Annotated in this window: 13 protein-coding genes; all 13 read left to right on the top strand. The window is 54.3% G+C overall.

The window, feature by feature from the left end:
- Positions 1–69 precede the first annotated feature (69 nt).
- The 13 genes from EDM60_RS24980 (at position 70) to EDM60_RS24920 (ending at position 15,554) form a co-directional block, all read left to right on the top strand.
- On the top strand, positions 70–870 hold the full coding sequence (locus EDM60_RS24980) for an ABC transporter permease (RefSeq protein ID WP_371736949.1): 801 nt from the start codon (positions 70–72) through the stop codon (positions 868–870).
- 52 nt (positions 871–922) lie between these two features.
- Entirely contained in the window at positions 923–1,912 is a 990-nt protein-coding gene (locus EDM60_RS24975) for an ABC transporter ATP-binding protein (protein ID WP_122966354.1), read from the top strand.
- Positions 1,909–2,877, top strand: a complete 969-nt coding sequence (locus EDM60_RS24970) for an ABC transporter ATP-binding protein (RefSeq protein WP_122966353.1) — start codon at positions 1,909–1,911, stop codon at positions 2,875–2,877. The genes EDM60_RS24975 and EDM60_RS24970 overlap by 4 nt, the downstream gene beginning before the upstream one ends.
- Before the next feature lie 52 nt (positions 2,878–2,929).
- Positions 2,930–4,036 carry an aminopeptidase gene (locus EDM60_RS24965; protein ID WP_122966352.1) on the top strand — a complete coding sequence of 369 codons (1,107 nt, stop codon included), beginning with the start codon at positions 2,930–2,932 and terminating at the stop codon, positions 4,034–4,036.
- Positions 4,037–4,081: 45 nt separating this feature from the next.
- Positions 4,082–5,083: a dipeptidase gene (locus tag EDM60_RS24960; protein WP_122966351.1), complete on the top strand. Its 1,002-nt coding sequence runs from the start codon at positions 4,082–4,084 to the stop codon at positions 5,081–5,083.
- A gap of 21 nt (positions 5,084–5,104) precedes the next feature.
- Positions 5,105–6,424, top strand: coding sequence for a helix-turn-helix domain-containing protein (locus EDM60_RS24955; RefSeq protein ID WP_122966350.1), 1,320 nt, complete (start codon positions 5,105–5,107; stop codon positions 6,422–6,424).
- Positions 6,425–6,590: 166 nt separating this feature from the next.
- On the top strand, positions 6,591–8,234 hold the full coding sequence (locus EDM60_RS24950; RefSeq protein ID WP_122966349.1) for an ABC transporter substrate-binding protein: 1,644 nt from the start codon (positions 6,591–6,593) through the stop codon (positions 8,232–8,234).
- 26 nt (positions 8,235–8,260) lie between these two features.
- A complete protein-coding gene (locus EDM60_RS24945; RefSeq protein WP_229049819.1) occupies positions 8,261–9,901 on the top strand; it encodes an ABC transporter substrate-binding protein in 1,641 nt (546 codons plus the stop codon).
- Between the two features lie 24 nt (positions 9,902–9,925).
- The gene (locus EDM60_RS24940) at positions 9,926–11,341 is read left to right on the top strand and encodes a serine hydrolase (RefSeq protein WP_122966373.1); all 1,416 of its coding nucleotides are present in this window, start codon (positions 9,926–9,928) and stop codon (positions 11,339–11,341) included.
- Positions 11,342–11,344: 3 nt separating this feature from the next.
- Entirely contained in the window at positions 11,345–12,808 is a 1,464-nt protein-coding gene (locus EDM60_RS24935) for a serine hydrolase domain-containing protein (protein WP_122966348.1), read from the top strand.
- A gap of 7 nt (positions 12,809–12,815) precedes the next feature.
- A complete protein-coding gene (locus tag EDM60_RS24930; RefSeq protein ID WP_122966347.1) occupies positions 12,816–13,925 on the top strand; it encodes a mandelate racemase/muconate lactonizing enzyme family protein in 1,110 nt (369 codons plus the stop codon).
- Between the two features lie 40 nt (positions 13,926–13,965).
- Positions 13,966–14,439, top strand: a complete 474-nt coding sequence (locus EDM60_RS24925) for a GNAT family N-acetyltransferase (protein WP_122966346.1) — start codon at positions 13,966–13,968, stop codon at positions 14,437–14,439.
- Positions 14,440–14,456: 17 nt separating this feature from the next.
- The gene (locus tag EDM60_RS24920) at positions 14,457–15,554 is read left to right on the top strand and encodes a C45 family autoproteolytic acyltransferase/hydrolase (RefSeq protein ID WP_122966345.1); all 1,098 of its coding nucleotides are present in this window, start codon (positions 14,457–14,459) and stop codon (positions 15,552–15,554) included.
- Positions 15,555–15,690: the final 136 nt, after the last annotated feature.

Below are 15,690 nucleotides of genomic sequence, written 5' to 3'. Positions count from 1 at the left end.
GCCGTAACCGTTCGCTCCATGTGGCGCAAAGAACGCCAGCTTCCCCGCTTCGAATTGCTCGGCAAAATCATGCAAAGAAAAAAGGCGAAATACAGCTTTTTGATGATGCTCGGCATTATCGTGATCGGGATTATCGGCCCGTGGATTGCCCCGCACGATCCGACCAAAACGTATTACGAAGCTTTCATGCAAGGCCCGTCGAAACAGTTTTGGCTCGGGACGGATGCGATCGGCAGAGACATCTTATCGCGGCTTTTGTACGGCACGCGGGTGACGCTGACGGCAGCAGTCATGGCGTCGGCGATGACCTTTGTGGTCGGGACGCTCATCGGAGTGACCAGCGCCTACATCGGAGGATTTTTTGACAATCTGATCATGCGAATCATGGACGTGCTGCTGGCTTTGCCGGGGATTGTGCTCGCTCTGGCAATCGTCGCAGCCTTGGGGCCAAGCCAGGAAAATGCCATGATTGCGATCGGAATCGCCTCCATTCCCGGGTTTTCGATTTTGGTCCGCGGAGCAGCGCTGTCCATCAAAGAGTCCGGGTACGTGGAAGCGAGCAGATCCATCGGCAGCTCGAACTGGTGGATCATCATCAACCAATTGATTCCGAATATCGCCAACGTGCTGATTGTGTATACGACCATGTTCATCGGCGGAGCGATTCTGTCCACATCTGCGCTCGGGTTTATCGGACTTGGGGCACAGCCACCTACCCCGGAGTGGGGAACGATGCTGAACGAAGGCAAAGATTACTTGCGGGAAGCCTGGTGGCTGGCGACTTTTCCGGGGATCGCGATTACCGTCGTTGTTTTTACCGTCTACATGCTCGGAGATGCTTTGCGCGACATTTTTGACCCGAAAGCATGAGTCGGAGCAATCAAGGCAGCGAGTGCTGTAGCTGGAAAGGAGTGCAGACAAAATGACCCATGTGCTGGAGGTATCCGGCCTGACAACTACTTTTACGAAAAATGAAAAGGCTTTCAAAGTCGTAGACGATCTTTCGCTGTACGTCAGAAAAGGCGAGGCTTTGGGCATCGTCGGAGAATCGGGGTGCGGCAAAAGCGTAGCGTCCCTGTCCCTGATGCGCCTTTTGGGCAAGAACGGCAAGACGGAAGGAAGCATTTTGCTGAACGGGCAAAAAATATTGTCGTGCAGCGAACACGAGATGCAAAACATTCGCGGCAAAGAAATGGCGATGATTTTCCAGGAGCCGATGACATCGCTGAACCCTGTCCTGACCATCGGCAGACAAATGAGCGAGGGGCTGGAAAAGCACGAGGGGATGAAGCGGGCCCAGTCCAAGGAAAAAGTGATCGAGCTGCTGACACAGGTAGGCATTGCGCGCGCCAATGAAATTTACCACGAATACCCGCATCGCTTGTCCGGCGGAATGCGGCAGCGCGTCATGATCGCGATGGCGATTGCTTGTAACCCCAAGCTGCTGATCGCGGATGAGCCGACGACAGCGTTGGATGTGACGATTCAGGCGCAAATTTTGCAGTTGATCCAAAACGTCCGTACCGAGCGGGGCACGTCCTTGATCATGATCACGCACGACTTGGGAGTGGTGGCAGAGACGTGTGACCGGGTGATGGTCATGTACGCGGGACAAGTCATCGAATCAGCTGACGTCCGTACGTTGCTGCGCAACCCGAAGCATCCGTACACGATCGGGCTGATCCAGTCGACCCCGCATCGGTCCAAAGGGCAAAAGCGCCTGTACAGCATCGCGGGCAGCGTGCCGACCCCGGAGGAGTACCCGCAAGGCTGCCGCTTCGCTCCCAGGTGCGACAAAGCCATGCCAGTTTGTCTGGAGCAAAATCCGCAACTTTTGGCTGTCGACCAAGCATCTGATTGTCGCTGCTGGCTGTATCAGGAGCATACCAAGGGAACGGCGGTGAATGCATGAAAACACCGCTGTTGGAAGTGAGAAATTTGCAAAAGCGGTTTCTCACCGGAAAAGGGTGGCTGCAACAGCCGACCTGCGTACACGCCGTAAACGGTGTGAACTTGACGGTGACGGAAGGGGAGACGCTGGGAATCGTCGGGGAATCGGGCTGCGGCAAATCGACGCTGGGCAGATGCATTTTGCGCTTGATTGAACCAACCGAAGGCGAAATCGTGTTTCAAGGCAGAGACATTCGCCCCTTCAAAAAAGCGGACATGCACCAGGTCAGACGCAATATGCAGATGGTGTTTCAAAATCCGTTTGATACGCTCAATCCCAAGCTGACGATCAAGAGCATCCTGACCGAGCCGCTGATCGCCCACGGCATTCCGAAAGAACTGCGACAAGCATTGATCGAAGACACGATGGAACTCGTCGGTTTGAGCAAAAAGCAGCTGGCGCGGTATGCGCATGAATTTTCCGGCGGACAGCGCCAGCGGATCGGAATTGCCCGCGCACTGATGCTCAGACCGAAGCTGATCATCGCCGACGAGCCGGTTTCCGCCCTCGATGTGTCGATTCAATCCCAGATTCTCAATTTGCTGCAAGACTTGCAGGAGCAGCTTTCACTCACTTATTTGTTCATCTCGCACGATTTGAGCGTGGTCGAGCATATCGCGGACAGAGTGGCCGTCATGTATTTGGGCGAGGTGATCGAACTGGCGAACAAGGAAGACCTGTTTGCCAAACCGTTGCATCCGTATGCGCAATCGCTGCTGTCGGCCGTTCCGGTATCTGATCCCGATGAAAAAAGGGAACGGATTCTCCTAAAGGGAGATTTGCCTTCGCCGTCCAACCCGCCGAGCGGCTGCAAGTTTCATCCGCGTTGCTGGGCGTGCATGGATATATGCAAGACGACCGCCCCTGCTTTACAAGAGGTAGAGGGGCGACTGGTTGCTTGTCATCTTTATGAAAGGAACGGGTGATGAGGCAGGCAAAAGAAAAAAATTTTACAGATGACGGAGGTGTCAGGAAACGATGCTGGACTCACGACTGACCAGACTGGCGAATGTGCTGGTCAACTACTCTACCCGCGTACAGCCGGAAGACCGCGTACTGATTGAAGCGATTGAAGTGGATATGTCCATGGTCAAAGAACTGGTGAAAGCGGTACAGCAAGCGGGCGGGCATCCTTTTGTAAACTTGCGGGATCGCACGGTGCAACGCCAACTTTTGCTAGGCGGGACTGCCGAGCAGTTCAGGGACGAGGCGGAAATTGATCGGTATCAGATGGAAAAGATAGACGCGGTGATCATCATCGAAGGCGGTCACAACATCAATGAGCTGGCGGATGTGCCTGAGGAACAGATGAAGCTGGCGGCGACTTTTGCCAGCCAAGTACGGCAAGTGCGGCTCCATAAAAAATGGGTGTATCTCCGCTATCCGCATCCTGCCATGGCGCAGTTGGCGAATACGAGCACGGAAGCTTTTGAACAGTTTTACTTCGACGTTTGCACGATGGACTACGCCCGGATGGCGAAGGCGATGCAGCCGCTAAAGGAATTGATGGAACAAACAGACCGTGTCAAAATAATAGGACCAGGCACGGAGCTTGCCTTTTCTATCAAAGGCATACCTGCTGTCCTGTGTGCTGGCGACAAAAACGTTCCGGACGGGGAAGTATTCACAGCCCCGGTTCGAGATTCGGTGAACGGCGTCATTACTTTCAATGCGCCTTCTCCTTATCAAGGCTTTACGTTTGAGCATGTTCGCCTGGAGTTTGCGCAAGGCAAGATCGTGCAAGCGACAGCCAATGATACGAAGCGGCTGACAGACATTTTGAATACGGATGAAGGCGCGAGATACATCGGAGAATTTGCGCTAGGGGTCAATCCTTACATCCGGGAGCCGATGCGCGACATCTTGTTTGATGAAAAAATAGACGGAAGCTTTCACTTTACCCCGGGCCAATGCTACGACGCTGCCTCCAACGGGAACAACTCGACGATTCATTGGGATATGGTTTCGATTCAGCGTCCCGAGTACGGTGGCGGCGAGATTTGGTTCGACGATCGGCTGATTCGCAAAGATGGACGGTTTGTCTTGGCTGAGCTGGAAGCGCTCAATCCTGAGGCATTGAAATAGTAGAGATATGAGAGAGCCTTTGGGAAAAGGAGAGAGACACGGCGTATGACACATGTGATCGATGCTCATTTTGATCTGCTGATGGATGTGGCGATTCAGCGTGAGCTAGGCAGAAAACAAGTCATTGCAGCGGATTATTGGCCGGATTTTATCGCAGGCGGGGTACAGACGGTTGTTTCCGCGATTTATATCGACAGCAAGTTTTTGCCTGAGCTGGGCTTGCGCAAAGCGCTTCAGCAAATCAGCGCCCTGCATGCAGAAGCGGACGAGTCTGCGGACAAAGTGATGGTATGCAAAAGCGTGGCGGATATCGAGACGGCGAAAAAAGCGGGGAAAGTCGGCTTCGTCCTCTCGCTGGAAGGGGCGGAGCCGCTGTACAATGATTTGAGTATGCTGCGCGTCTTTTACGAGCTGGGGGTCCGGTTTCTGGGACTCGTCTGGAGCAGGCGCAATTTCGTGGGCGACGGCAGTCATTTTACACCTGTGCGTGAAGGGCGAAAAGGCGGGATTACCGAGTTCGGCGTGCGGCTGATTGAAGCAGCGGAAGCGATGGGGATGATTATAGATGTGAGCCATCTGAACGACGAAGGCTTTTGGGATGTCGTGGAAATCGCGAAAAAGCCGATCATCGCTTCCCATTCCAACTGTCGGGCACTCGCCAGCTCCATGCGCAATCTGACCGATGAGCAAATCAAGGCGATTGCTGCCACGAACGGAGTCATCGGGATGAATGGGGTCAACATTTTTGTCGCGGATCGGGATGAACAGTCTGATCTCGAACATTTGCTGAACCACGTGGACCACATTACCAAGCTTGTCGGGGTCGAGCACGTCGGAATCGGCCTTGATATTATCGAGCCTTTTATGAAATACGAGTCGCCGGATGCACTCACTTCGCTGACGCGCAAAGATTTTGACGTCGTGAAAGGACATATCCAGGTGCCGGAAATCGTGCGCGGTCTTGCCAGCAGAGGGTATACGGACGAGGCAATCGAGCTGATCATGGCGAAAAACTTCCTCAGAGTCTATCGGGAAGTCTGGAAATAAGACAGAAAAGGGAATGGACTTATGCTCATTAAAATAGCGGCAATCTCTTCGGAAGAATTTCTGCCAAGAATCTTGAAAAACGTCAACGCAGACGCGAATATCCAGATGAAATCGTATACGTACCAGAATCCAAAAGAGAGTGCAGCTATACTCGATCTTGTTGACGATTGCGATGTGCTGCTGTTTGCCGGGCCGCTGCCGTATTTTTTCGCCAGAGACAAGATCGAGCAAAAAAAATGGCCAGCGGTGTACATTCCTTTTGATGAATACACGATCTCACTGTCGTTGTTTCATACCATGCTCAATGTCGAGGGGGGATTGGAGCATATTTCCATCGACATGCCCAAAGCTGCGTATATCGCAAAAGTGGCAGAAGAGCTGGACTTGCAGCCGACTTCCTGGCATGTGACGGATTACAGCGAGATTGTGGAAGACGGAGGCACGAAGTTCGACGTCGAGGAAGTGATCCGGTTTCACCGGGAGCATTGGGAGAAACAAGAGAGCAAGTTCGCGTTGACTGGCGTTGACTATGTGCACCTTCGGCTGCGCGAGCTGGGCATACCGTGTGCGCCGCTGATCGTTCCGGACAAGAACATCCGGGACGCGATCAATCAGGCCGTCGCATTCGGTCAGCTGAAAATCAGCAAAAACTCGCAAATTGCCGTCGGGATCGCGACTTTTCATCAGCAGGAGCGGGCAAGCTACGAGACGGAAAGCCAGATGCAGGACGCAGCGATCATTTTGCTGCAAGAGCTGCTCGAACTGGTCAAGGAGACAGATGCTTCGATCCAAAAGCTGGGGATGGATCAGTTCATCATATATGGCACGCGCGGCAGCATCGAGCAAATGATCGAGTACGGCAAGATCGTGCAAGTGTTGGAAAACGTCGAACAACTGAGCAAAGTAACAGTGACGATGGGCTTCGGGTTTGGCCTGACGGCGAAGGAAGCGGAGGCGAATGCGCGAATTGCGATTTACCACGCCCGGAAGCAGAATGAGAACAGCGCCTATTTGGTCACGGATGAAAAAGAAGTGATCGGCCCGGTCAACGCCCAGGCGAAGACGTTCCAGCTCAAAAGCGAGAACAAGACCATTTTGGAAATCGCCGAGAAAACAGGGTCGAGCGTGGCGACGATCAACAAGCTCGTCCAGTATGTCAGGCTGCGCCGCGACAATCGCTTTACAGCTACCGACCTGGCGGATTATTTGCAGATCAGCCGCCGCAGCTCGGAGCGCACCTTGAAAAAGCTGATCGACCACCAGGTAGTGGAAGTCATCGGCGAAGAACAGCCGTATCAACAAGGACGTCCTCGCGCTGTCTATCGGTTGAATTACCAGTAAGCGTACACCCGACAGGCTCCGGTTTTCCTATGCGAAATGTGCGAAAGCCGGAGCGATTGTCAGGCTGCTAGTTTCCTGTCCGCCAGCTCAACAGGGAAATCTCAGCGGCAATTAGCGACTATATAGCGACAATGAAAAATGACCAAGACCATAAAAGGGGGCACCCATGCTACAGAAGCTTTTGGATCGCCGCATGTCGTATTTGTTGCTTGTCTGTTTACTCGCTTTGTCGGCAGTCGGATGCAGTTCTGCCACAGCTCCAGTTGAACAAGGCAGTGCGGAACAGCCAAAACCGACCGCCAGCCTAACTCCGAAAACGGGCGGCACCATCACGATCGGTTATCAGGTGGAGCCAGACACGCTCGACCCGCAAAAGACCGCGCTCTCCGCAGGCAATTTTGTCGGCGGTTTGCTCGGCGGAGCCTTGATGGTGCTCGATCCGTACACGTTTGAACTGAAGCCGCATTTGGCCGAGTCGTATGCGATCTCGGAGGACGGGAAAACATGGACGTTCAAGCTGCGAAAAGGCGTGAAGTTTCACGACGGGACGCCGCTGACCGCTGCCATTTTCAAAGAAAGCATGGAACGGGCCATTGATCCAAAAACCGCGTCTCCGGTAACCGGACAGGAGCTGACCACGATTCGTTCAATTTCTGCTCCCGACGAGTCAACTTTGGTTCTGCAATTGGATCAGCCGACCTCGCCACTGCTTGGTTCCTTGTCGTACGCAGGCTATCAGCAGCCGATTTTGCCTGCGGCGCTGCAAAAATTCGGCAGCGACTTCGGACGAAATCCTGTAGGGGTTGGGCCGTGGAAGTTTGAGAGCTGGAAGACCGGAGAATCGATCACGCTTGTCCGCAACGATGACTACCAATGGGCAGCCCCGTTCGTCAAAAACCAGGGACCAGTTCGCCCTGACAAGCTCGTCATCAAATTTATCAAGGACAACCAGACGCTGATCGCTGCACTGGACAGCGGCACGATTGATATTGCCGGCGTTCCTGCCAAAGACGTGAAGAAGTACAAGGACGACAAAGACTTCACCGTGCTGGAAGGAATGCAGCCTGTGGAGAGCTTCATCGGCATGAACATGGAGAATGAGATTTTACGGGAATTGGAGGTGCGCAAAGCACTCAATCTGGCGATCAACAAGGAAGCGCTCGTCATTGCCGATTTGCAGGGAGAAGGCGTGCCTGTTTACGGGCCGATTCCGCCCACGATGTTTGGCTACGATCAGGCGGTGGAGCAGTACGGCTACAAGTACAACAAGAAAGAGGCGATCCGGCTTTTGGAGGAAGCGGGCTGGAAGCCGAACGGACAAGGTATCCGCGAAAAGAACGGCAAAACACTCAGCCTCACGATGATCGTCGATGATCCCAAGCCTGGTCATCAGCTCATCCAGAGCATGTTCAAAGAGATCGGAATAGAACTGAATATTCAAAATTACGAATCCGCGACAGCGCATGCCCAAGCGGTGAAAGGCTCTTTTGACTTGATGGCAACTGATCATGGCAGCATCGATCCGAACATTTTGGACTTGTTCATGAACTCGAACCAGATCGGCGGATTGAACTTTTTCCGCATCAAAAACAAGGAGCTGGACTATTTCCTGGAAAAAGGCTCCACGGCAACGGACGCGGGTGAGCGAAAGAAAGCGTACGCCGCCATTCAAAAACTGGTCGTTGATCAGGCGTACTGGATTCCGCTGTATTCGGCAAAAACGTTCCAGGTCGTAAGCAACCGCATTCAAGGCGTGGAAGCCAATCCGCTGGGAACGTTGACGATCCAGGATATGTGGGTAAACGAATAGCCATTGTTCATGAGGGAGGGATCATTGTGGGGAAAAGAAAAGCAGTTGCCAGGTGCATCGGGTGCCTGTTCACCTTTTGCATGCTAATCAGCTTTGTCATCGGTTGCAGCCAGTCAGCGACTCCGTCGAAGCCGCCGGAAGCAACCGGGCCAAAGGCGGAGGGCGCGCCGCAGGCAGGGGGAACGATCACGCTGGGGCTATCCGCAGAACCGGATACGCTCGACGTGCACAAAACAAACATGGACGTGAGCGGAGTCGTGTCGAGGCTGATTGGCGGTTCCCTGCTGTCGCTCGATCCGCAAACAAATGAAATCAAGCCGTATTTGGCGGAGTCGTACAACATCTCCGCCGATCAAAAAACATGGACATTCAAAATTCGTCCGGGGGTGAAATTCCACGATGGCACGGCGCTGACGGCTGCTTCTTTCAAAGAGACGTTCGAGCGGGCGATGGCGCCAGAGACCGCATCGCCAGGAGTGGGACCGCTGCTCAGTGTGATTGCCTCCATCACTACCCCGGATGAGCTGACACTCGTCATCCAGCTCAAAGAACCGTCTGCTCCGCTGCTGTCCTACTTCGTGCAAGCGAACGTGACGCAGCCGCTGTCCATGGAGGCGGTGCAAAAATACGGCAACGAGTATGGACGGCACCCGGTCGGGGTAGGGCCGTGGAAATTCGAGAGCTGGAAGACCGGGGAGTCGATCACGCTCGTGCGCAATGAAGCGTACCAGTGGGCAGAGCCTTTTGTCCAAACACAAGGGCCGCCGATGCCGGACAAAATCGTGTTCAAATTCATCAAAGACGCCCAGACGACGATTGCCGCGCTGGAAAGCGGCTCGATCGACATCGCTTCCATCTCGCCGCGGGAAGCAGCCGGGTACAAGCAAAGCGACAAATTCGCAGTGCTGGAAGCGACGAAGCTGGGGGTGAATTTTATTCAAATGAACCTGGAAAACCCGATTCTCGGCGACCTGCGTGTGCGTCAGGCGCTGAACATGGCCTTGAACAAAAAAGCGATCATCCAGGCTGACCTGCAAGGCGAGGGAGAGAGTGCTTTCGGGCCATTGCCGCGGAAAATGTTCGGCTACGATCCCGCTGTGGAAACATACGGCTACCCGTTCAACATCGAGGAAGCCAAAAAGCTGCTGGAAGAGGCTGGATGGAAGGAAAGCGGACAAGGCATCCGGGAAAAGGACGGGCAGCCTTTGAGCCTGCAATTGCTCACAGCAATGAGCTCGCAAAGCATTCCGCTGATGCAAAGCATGTTCAAGGAAATCGGCGTCGAGATCAAGGTGCAAAACGCGGAGCTGGGCAGCGTACTGGATTTGTCGGCAAAAGGGCAGTTTGACTTGAATGTGCTCGGCTACACCGACTTTGATCCCGACATTTTGTATTTGTTCATGCATTCCAGCCAGATCGGCGGATTGAATCACGCCCAGATCAAAAACGAGCAACTGGATACGCTGCTCGAACAGAGCCGCACTGTCGGCGATCAGGAGAAGCGGAAGCAAATTTTTGCCGAGATCCAAAAAATCGCGGTGGAACAAGCCTACTGGATTCCTTACTCGGAAGAAAAGACATTCCTTGCCGTAAACAAGCGGGTGCATGGCGTCAAGCTCGATTCGCTATACGGAATCATGCTGGGAGACAGTTGGGTGCAGCCGTAAACAGAAGGGAACGGGGTGGAGAAAATGGATTGGCAAGAGCAATTTGAACAGGCAGCGCAGCCGATTATCGACCAGTGCCAGGTACCGGGCGTGTGCGTGGGCTTGAACCAGGACGGGAAGAGCATGTATCGCCGCGGATTCGGTTATCGGGACAAAGAGCGCCACTGGGAGATTACGCCTGACACGGTAATGGGTGTCGCCTCGATTACCAAGTCGTTTACATGCGTGGCGATCATGCAGTTGCAAGAGGCTGGAAAACTGGAGGTGCACGATCCGGTTTTGGCCTACTTGCCGGAGCTTGTTACACCAGATCAGGCGTGCACCGAGCGGATGACGATTCATCATTTCATGACCCATACAGCCGGATTTCCGCTGCTGCCCACCGATTATTTGGCGATCAAGGGGCTGCCGGACGGCGACATTGCAGACGAGAATCATCCGATTCACAAGCAAATCAAAAAAGAACAGCAAAAATGGGTGAACACCCCCGAAGACTTCATGGAGGTCATGAGCCACATCGACTACCAGCTGTTGGGGCCGCCCGGAGCGCAATTCAGTTACTCCAACGACGCTTATACCCTTTTGGGCGCGATCATTGAGCGAGTCAGCGGGAAAACGTACGAGCAGTACATCATCGACCACATTTTGCTGCCTGCGGGCATGGCGAATAGCTCCTTTGCTTTGCAGGAGCTGTCCAAGTACAAAGAAGTGACGACGATTTACCGTTTGGCGGAAAAAGAGGGAGGGCCGGAAGTGTACCCTGATCCGCAGTGGGAGGAAGGGCCAGTCGTGCTCGCATCCGGCCATTTGAATACGACGGTCAACGACATGCTGCGCTACATGGACATATACCGGACTGGTGGATTGGTCGGCGAGGAGCGGATTCTGTCCAAAGCGAGCGTGGAGCAGATGACTTACCCGCATGTTCGCATGGGATACGGTCAGTATTACGGCTACGGCTTGTTCGTCACGCCGGACTACTACGGAACGACCAAGCTGGAGCACAGCGGCGGGTTGAAAGGAGTCGCATCGCAGATGGTCATCTTGCCAGAGCGCGGCATTACAGCGATTGCGATCGCCAATTTGGCGGAGACACCGATTGTCGAGCTGCTGAATTTTGCCATCAACACGCAGGAAGGTCGCCCTGCTGACGCACCGTCTGTTCCTTTTGGCGCGGAGCAACCAGTCGCTGCGGCTGATTTGCAGGCGTACACCGGGACGTATCGAGTCACAGTCGACCGCAAGCTGCCAGTGACGGTTGACAGCGATGTGCTGACGCTCGGTCTGGGTGGCAAGCAGCTTGCCTTGCGCCCAATCGGGGACGATTATTTCGTCATGAAACAAGATATCGAGGAGCAGGCGATCCGGTTCCACCGCGATCAGAGCGGCCAGGTAACGAGTCTGTCCGTAGGCGTCGTCCGCTTGCCGAAGGAGGTGTGAACCATGCATCAACCAGCTTGGGTAAGCGCATACGAGGCGCTTGCCGAACAGACGGTCCAAGAGAGCCAGGCTCCGGGGGTGATCATCGGCATCAATCAACACGGCGACAGTCTGTACCGAAAAGCATACGGCTATCGGGATGCGGAGCGCAAATGGGCGATAACGCCAGACACGGTCATGGGGCTGGCTTCGGTCACCAAGTCGTTTACGTGCATGGCGATCATGCAGCTGCAAGAAGCGGGCAAGCTGTCCGTTCACGACCCGGTTGTCGCTTATTTGCCCGAGTTTCGGACACCGGATCAGGCGTGTACCGAACGGATGACAATTCATCATTTCATGACGCATTCAGCGGGAATCCCGCCGCTGCCTGTCGATATGCTTGCCGTCAAAAACTCTTTGTTTGATACGATCCCGGAGGAAGACAACCCGATTCACCGTTTTATCAAAAAGGAGCAGCAAAAGCCGATCCGCACGCATGCCGATTTGCTGGAGGTGTTAGCCCACGTGCAATATGAGCTTTTGGGCGAGCCGGGCCAGCATTTCAGCTACTCGAATGAGTGCTATGCCCTGCTCGGGGCGATTGTCGAGCGAGTGAGCGGAAAACCGTATGACGTCTACGTCAAGGAGCACATCCTCGCACCTGCCGATATGCGAAGCAGTACCTTTTTGCTCGGCGATCTGCCGCGGTTCCCGGAGGTCACCACGATCTATCACAAAAGGGACAATCACGGGAAGCTGGAAGTGTACCCCGACTTTGATTGGGAAGAAGGGCCAGCGGTGATGGCTGCGGGACATTTGAACTCGACCGTCCGCGACATGTTGAATTACGCGGAAATTTTCCGCACGGGAGGATGCGTGGGCAAGGAACGGATTTTGTCGGCCGAAAGCGTAAGGCAAATGACGCTTCCGCATGTGGTCTGCAACTATAAAAAGCATTATGGCTACGGCTTGATGGTGGAGCCGAATTATTACGGGGGCACGCTGTTGAAGCACGGCGGGGCGATCAAAGGAGTGGCGGCGCATTTGGCGATTGTCCCGGAAAGAGGGCTGACAGCAGTCGTGTTGGCTAATCTAATCGGCACGCCTGTCGAAAAGCTGGCATTGACTGCGCTGAACCTGATCGAGGGAAGAGCAGCCGCAGAGCCTTTGACCAAGTACGAGGATTATTGTGTATCCCCGGAGCGTTTCCAGGCGTATGTCGGCGACTATGCTTCCGGCGAAGGGATGAACGTGAGTGTGACCGTCGAGGAGGGCGCGCTTGTGTTGACGAATCATACCGCTCTTTTCCCGAATGAAAAAGGCTTAAAGTACCCGCTGCTGCCGATTGCCGAGAATTATTTCCTGGCACAGATGGATGGCAGCGAGCTGACCGTTGGATTTGCGAACCAGGCAGATGGACAGGCAAAAGCCGTCTCCGTCGGTTACCGGCAAATCCCGAGAGTTTCCTTAACCAAGCCGGAGGTGTAAGAAGAACATGAAAATTACGTCTGTCCATATACATGCCATTACGTTGCCGCTGGTGCGCCCGTTTATTGTGGCGTACGCTTCTTACAACGAGATGCCTTCCATTATTGTAAAAGTAGAGACTGATCAAGGCTTGGTCGGCTATGGCGAATCGGTGCCGGATCAGCACGTGACGGGGGAGACATGGGAAAGCACGTACGCCATGCTCGTTCACAGCCTGGCTCCGGCGATCATCGGAGAAAATCCGTTTGCTCTGGAACGCATTCACCATTTGCTCGATCAATGCGTGTACAAAGCGCCAGCAGCGAAAGCAGCGATTGACCTGGCGTGCTATGACTTGATGGGAAAAGCGACAGGTCAGCCTGTTTATCAGTTGCTCGGGGGCAAGTACCACAGCGTGCTCACTCTTCCGTACGTGCTCAGCATTTTGCAGCCTGAAACGATGGCGGCAGAAGCGAAGCAGGCTGTGGCGGATGGCTTTGATTCGATCAAAATAAAAGTAGGCTCCGACTTGGCGACGGACATCGAGCGCATTCGTGCCGTTCGTGAAGCCGTCGGCCCTGATATAAGGCTGCGGGTAGACGCCAATCAGGGCTGGGAAAATCGGACGAATACATTGACGGCTCTCAAGCAAGTAGAAGATTGCCGGATTGACTGGATGGAGCAGCCTGTCGTCGCCCACGATCTGGACGCATTGGCCGACATTCGCAGACAGACATCCATCCCGATCATGGTCGACGAAGGATTGCTGGGAGCGAGCGAAATGCGCGAGGTGATCGCGAAAAAAGCAGCCGATAAAGTGAACATCAAGCTGATGAAGTGCGGCGGGATTTACCCTGCGGCCAAGCTGGTTCATCAGGCGGAGATGGCCGGGATGGAATGCCAAATCGGGTCGATGCCGGAATCGTCTATCGGGAGCGCGGCGGGGGCGCACTTGTCGATCGCGAAGAAAAATATTGTTTCCAACGAGCTGGCCGGACCGTTCATTTTTGCCAAAGACGTCGCTAACTTGACCTGCCAAGGAAATCAAATTTTGCTGTCCGACAAGCCAGGATTCGGGGTGGAGCTTGACGAAGCGGTATTGACACAATTGACAGTCCGCCAAGAAACGCTTTCCTAAAATCGCCCCTCATGTCCAGGGAAAAGGAGAGATCGGCGCTATGCATACAACAAGAGCGACAACGCTTGCGATTGTAGAGACACTGACAGAGCAGCAGCTGACCATGCTGAAGGAGCTGGAGCAGGAAGCGTTTGGCGTGCACGGAGCGATCGACGAATGGGTGCTGGTCCCACTGGCGAGACACGGCTGCCTCATTCTGTTTCAGGAAGAAGGAGATGCGAAGCCTGTCGGTGTCTGCGAGCTGATGCGTGATTTTCGCAACCCGGATCATGTTTACATGTACGGATATTTGATTCGCTCGGATAAAAAAGGCTTGGGGTACGGCTTTGCTTTCTTGGAGCAAATACTGGATCGGCTGCGCAAGGATGGATTTGCCAAAGTGTGCCTGACGGTCAGCCCGGACAACAAAGGCGCGGTTGCGCTGTATCAAAAGGCGGGTTTTCAAATTGTGGAGACACGCATTGCCGAATATGGCAGCGGAAACGATCGCTACTATATGGAAAAGAGCTTGTAAAAGGGGGAGCACTGTCCATGAACAGATTTCCTGTCTTTCGGATCAGCGGTACGCCGCGCGAGCGCGGGCGGCAATTCGGCCAACTGGCGAGTGAGCAAATCAGGAGCAACGTTCGGGCGTACGAGCGTGCTTTTCGCGAGGGAGCCGCGATCCAATGGAAAGACGCCACAGCGTATGCGGCGCAGTTCATCCCCTGGATCGAGCAGTACGATCAGGAAATCATGGAGGAGATCAGGGGCATCAGCGAAGGGGCCGAGCTTGATTTGCTCGACGTGCTGGCGTTGAACGTGCGCAGCGAGATCATAACGAATCTGGGAGATACCTCAACCTCACACAAGGCGGACGGTTGTACGTGCATCGCGGCTGTTGCGCCAGCTACGCAGAACCGGGAGACGCTGCTCGGACAAAACTGGGATTGGATCAATCTCGTGGGCGCCGGGCTTGTCGTGGTAGAGATCGAGCAGCCGCCGCGCCCAACCATTTTGATGATCACCGAAGCGGGAATAGTCGGGAAAATCGGCATGAACGCAGACGGGATCGGCGTGTGCCTGAATTTTTTGCGAGCGAATGAAAAAGCGCTCGGAGTGCCGATCCACATCGTTTTGCGGGGCATTTTAAACAGTCGCACGCTGCCGCAGGCCATTCGCCAAGTGACAAGGCTGCCGCGAGGGACAGCAGCCAACTATTTGATCGCCCATCGGGAGGGCGAGACGGTCGGAGTCGAGACTGCCCCGGTTCGTTACGAGGTGTTTTATCCGCCAGACGGCTATATCGTCCACACCAATCATTTTGTCGCAGCGCGCATGCAAGCAGAGGATTGCGTCCGCATGGGGGCGGCTGACACGTATTTGCGGTTGGGCCGCGCCTCCAAGCTGCTGGCAGCCAGACAAGGAAGCATAGATGCCGACTGCTTCAAACATATTTTTCAAGATCATGCCGGAACCCCCGAAGGAATATGCCGTCACGGGGAAGCAACAACAAGCGAGTCAGACGAGATGGTAGATTGCACGCTATTCTCGATTGTGATGAATTTGACGGCGGGCACGATGGAATTGACGCCGGGCAAGCCCTGCGAAAACGTGTACGAAACATATGGATTTAGCCAAAACGAATAGGATGAAGCCAGCTCCACAGTCGTCGCACAGAGCGTTTGTTGCGGCGGCTGTTTTTTTCTCAAAAAGGAGTGAAGAAAACGGGGATGGCAACGTCAGACCGAGATTGATCTGCAAGGATTTCAAGCTCTCGATCTGA

This window comes from Brevibacillus parabrevis (assembly GCF_003710905.1).
GTDB classification, from domain to species: Bacteria; Bacillota; Bacilli; order Brevibacillales; family Brevibacillaceae; genus Brevibacillus; species Brevibacillus parabrevis.
Note: the sequence above shows the minus strand (reverse complement) of the source record. Positions and strands in the feature narration are given on the sequence as shown.

Excerpts from the sequence above, each read along its gene's own strand:
- EDM60_RS24980 (WP_371736949.1), top strand. The coding sequence starts at position 70 with ATGCAAAGAAAAAAGGCGAAATACAGCTTTTTGATGATGCTCGGCATT.
- EDM60_RS24975 (WP_122966354.1), top strand. The coding sequence starts at position 923 with ATGACCCATGTGCTGGAGGTATCCGGCCTGACAACTACTTTTACGAAA.
- EDM60_RS24970 (WP_122966353.1), top strand. The coding sequence starts at position 1,909 with ATGAAAACACCGCTGTTGGAAGTGAGAAATTTGCAAAAGCGGTTTCTC.
- EDM60_RS24965 (WP_122966352.1), top strand. The coding sequence starts at position 2,930 with ATGCTGGACTCACGACTGACCAGACTGGCGAATGTGCTGGTCAACTAC.
- EDM60_RS24960 (WP_122966351.1), top strand. The coding sequence starts at position 4,082 with ATGACACATGTGATCGATGCTCATTTTGATCTGCTGATGGATGTGGCG.
- EDM60_RS24955 (WP_122966350.1), top strand. The coding sequence starts at position 5,105 with ATGCTCATTAAAATAGCGGCAATCTCTTCGGAAGAATTTCTGCCAAGA.
- EDM60_RS24950 (WP_122966349.1), top strand. The coding sequence starts at position 6,591 with ATGCTACAGAAGCTTTTGGATCGCCGCATGTCGTATTTGTTGCTTGTC.
- EDM60_RS24940 (WP_122966373.1), top strand. The coding sequence starts at position 9,926 with ATGGATTGGCAAGAGCAATTTGAACAGGCAGCGCAGCCGATTATCGAC.
- EDM60_RS24935 (WP_122966348.1), top strand. The coding sequence starts at position 11,345 with ATGCATCAACCAGCTTGGGTAAGCGCATACGAGGCGCTTGCCGAACAG.
- EDM60_RS24930 (WP_122966347.1), top strand. The coding sequence starts at position 12,816 with ATGAAAATTACGTCTGTCCATATACATGCCATTACGTTGCCGCTGGTG.
- EDM60_RS24925 (WP_122966346.1), top strand. The coding sequence starts at position 13,966 with ATGCATACAACAAGAGCGACAACGCTTGCGATTGTAGAGACACTGACA.
- EDM60_RS24920 (WP_122966345.1), top strand. The coding sequence starts at position 14,457 with ATGAACAGATTTCCTGTCTTTCGGATCAGCGGTACGCCGCGCGAGCGC.